Here is a 3,264-nt window from a genome sequence, read left to right as displayed (position 1 = left end):
GTTATATATTCTTCGGTTAATGGTCGATCTTTAATTAACTCTAGAACAATATTTTCATTTGCAATGTCTTTAGATAAGCTTTTGTTCATTTCTAAACATAATTCATAGCACTTTTTTATTAATAGCATTGGATGTAGGATAGATAGAGGTTAAGAAAGAATTAGAGGAGATTCAAGAAGAACTTAGCCAACTATCTCTAGAAAAAGTCATTTGGGATGCAAAAATGTCATCGAAGAGCTTATTAATGCCCCCGTATACACGTTATACAGGTTCTTTACTAGGGAACTTAACACGTGAATCAATTGAATCGTTAGACGGTGTATATTTTAAAGGTTACTACAATGATAAGTTTTACAAAATATGGGACTATGTTGAAGAGTAGATAAAGATAAGATTACCTATGCTTCAATTCGTAAAAAATATTATGGATATAAGGAAGTATTCTCAAAAAGGGGGATACTTCTTTTTATTGTTAAAGTGTCAATAGAGTATTCTCTAACAGTACTTGGTGTTTTTGGGTATCTTTAGCCATTTTTAGTGAGCCAATTGAGTGGGGCAAAAAAATTAGATTTTAGGTGAAACATGAAAGAGAGGAAGCTAGAATCTCTTATCAATGATAAGAATGTGACAGATATGTGACATAAATGTGTCAAAACCTCTTTTGTCAGTGAAAAAAATGCAAAAAAGGGACTTATACATCCAGTAGGAATCGCTATAATAAAATTATCAGTCATTTTCAAGGAGAAGGTATAGTTATGAAAATTAAAGAATTTTGGAGTATGTCCAGACAAAAACATGTTTTTCAAAATTATATTAGCCAGAATGTTTCTAAGGAAATAGAAAGCATAGATGAAGGAATCCCTTATGTAATAAAAGAACAAGAAATAATTATTGTAAAGCGAGGTGTGGGCTTAGCATTAGCAAAAGCAAAAAAACAGGTAAGAATCCCTTGTCAACTAATTACTGAGGGAATGATTATTATGAATCCTAACAGAAGTGTAATTTTTGAGTTGAGTGCGCTCGAAAATCTCATAATAGAAAAGTTTAAGTTTGAAGAGCTTTTGTCATTTATTGAAGCTGAAAAGGTGGCCAATATTTTTTGGCTAGAACTGCTAGAACAAGATTCCCGTCAATTAATTAATATAGGAATGAGTCCTACAGATAAAATCTGCTATCAACTTGTCTATATCTGCCGGGAATTTGGGGAAAATAAAACTTCGGAAGAAGTAGAACTTCCTAATTGGTTTTCAGCTAAACTTTTAGCAGCGGTTAGTTTTATAGGATATTCACACACAAAAATAAGAGAATTAATGCAGAAGAAAGTACTGTGGAAGAAAAAAGGAAGGTGGCGTGTAAATCTCAACTATCTGGGTAGTTATGATCAATTTTTAGATAAATCTGATTAGTTAGGATGTTAATGTGTATCGTTTTGGCTTATTTCCGAATAATTATAGGCGTGACTAGATTTGATAAAACACTTTTTTTAGGACAGTCCAGAAAATATGGCGAAAATGTGTCTAAAAGAGGGAAGGGGATGTTAAAAAACATAAATTTATGGATTCTGAGTAAATAAAAAATTGCTAAAATAAGATGTGATAGTAGATTTTCTAAGAAAAAGGAGGTGTCTAAGCATAATAGAGTACCAATACTTTGATTTAAATGTTCATACCATAAATAATGTCTTTTAAGGGGAGAGTAAGAAATGAAATTTAGGAAGATAAAGATTTTCACGTTGGTCATTGCATTGGGTATACAGGTTCCTTTACAAACGCATGCTGTAGGAGTAAATGGAACAGATACTGGAGAGAACACAACCAATCAAGAGACTGTACCGACAACAACAGCTAACGCTAATGAAGAAAAGAATACACCGCAAACACGTGCGGAAACAGAAGCACTTAGAACTTTATCCGATTGGTTTCCAGATCCAGGGTTTGCAAAAGGGATTGCTAATTTACAAGGTTCTGATACAGATTTATCTTTTACAGCTACAGGTTTAGCAAAATATATGGATGATTGGCATAATGTTCTCTTACTGGATAGTCTTTATAGTTTGCCAGTTCCTGTTAAATCTTTAGAGGGGGATGGCATGGATGTCATTCGAGATCATATTAAGAAATTAACCATTCGAGGTGGAGAAATCACAGATTTTTCTCCATTAGCCGGAGCAGCTAATTTACAAACGCTGTATATCTCAAATTTGCCAACGCTATCCAATCATTTAAATAGTATAGAATCAGTAATTTCGAACTCTCCTCAGCTAACAACCTTACAGCTCGAAAATAATCAATTAACAGATCAAGATATAGAATCACTGGGTAAATTTAGTTCTTCTTCTATTGATACGATTACTTTATTAGGAAATCAAATTACTAATTTAGATGCCCTAGACTTGAGTCAGTTACCTAACCTTAGTGTACTCAACTTAAATCAAAATGAAATTAGTGACTTCAATCGTATTGTCAATAAATTTAATTTAAGTCCAAGGCGAATTAATTTCACATTAAATCAAAACCATATTTACGATGTTTCATCATTAAATGGGATAGCTTCTAAATTGAATCGTGTTTCTCTTGCAAACCAAACGATAACGTTACCTGCTATTCCATATAGCGATCATTTAGAAATACAGAATCCTGTAATCGATAACAATAGTGAACAAGTAGATCCAGCAACGATAAGTGATAACGGAAGTTATACAGATGGAAAAGTCTCTTGGGATCTCAATGGTTATCAAGATACAGTTTCTTTTACTTTTAATAAAACCATTGAATACGTTAATTTTCTAGGAGAGACAGCTACTGCCGTTTTTAGTGGAACAGTGACACAGCCATTAATTGAAGCTGCGGAATCCTCCGTGACTACTCGGTATGTAGATACAAAAGGGCATGAATTGGCTCCTGAAATTGTTCAAACAGGGACAGTAGGGGATGCATATACCACCAAGTCGAAAGCGATCGAAGGTTGGACATTAACAGAAACACCAGCAAATGCCGCAGGCAAATTCACAGATGCAGCTCAAACGGTGACTTATGTGTATGAAAAAGCAGATGGTGCACCTGTCACAGTGAACTATGTAGATGGAGAAGGAAATGAATTAGCGACTTCGCAAACCTTAACAGGGAAATATGGAGATGCGTATACGAGTGAGTCGAAAGCGATCGAAGGCTGGACATTAACAGAAACGCCAGCAAATGCCGCAGGCAAATTCACAGATGCAGCTCAAACGGTGACTTATGTGTATGAAAAAGCAGATGGTGCACC

Annotated in this window: 2 protein-coding genes; both read left to right on the top strand. The window is 34.5% G+C overall.

Annotated features, from left to right (window positions below):
* The first annotated feature begins 755 nt into the window (after nucleotides 1–755).
* Entirely contained in the window at nucleotides 756–1,406 is a 651-nt protein-coding gene (locus HCK02_RS13565) for a hypothetical protein (RefSeq protein ID WP_167630632.1), read from the top strand.
* Nucleotides 1,407–1,732: 326 nt separating this feature from the next.
* Nucleotides 1,733–3,264, top strand: a 1,532-nt coding sequence (locus HCK02_RS13560; protein ID WP_208970488.1) for a MucBP domain-containing protein, incomplete at its 3' end; no start/stop codon positions are given.

Source organism: Listeria valentina (assembly GCF_011800755.1).
Classification (GTDB): Bacteria; Bacillota; Bacilli; order Lactobacillales; family Listeriaceae; genus Listeria; species Listeria valentina.
The sequence above is the reverse complement of the archived record's forward strand: the minus strand, read 5'-3'. Positions and strand labels throughout refer to the sequence as shown.

Excerpts from the sequence above, each read along its gene's own strand:
- HCK02_RS13565 (WP_167630632.1), top strand. The coding sequence starts at position 756 with ATGAAAATTAAAGAATTTTGGAGTATGTCCAGACAAAAACATGTTTTT.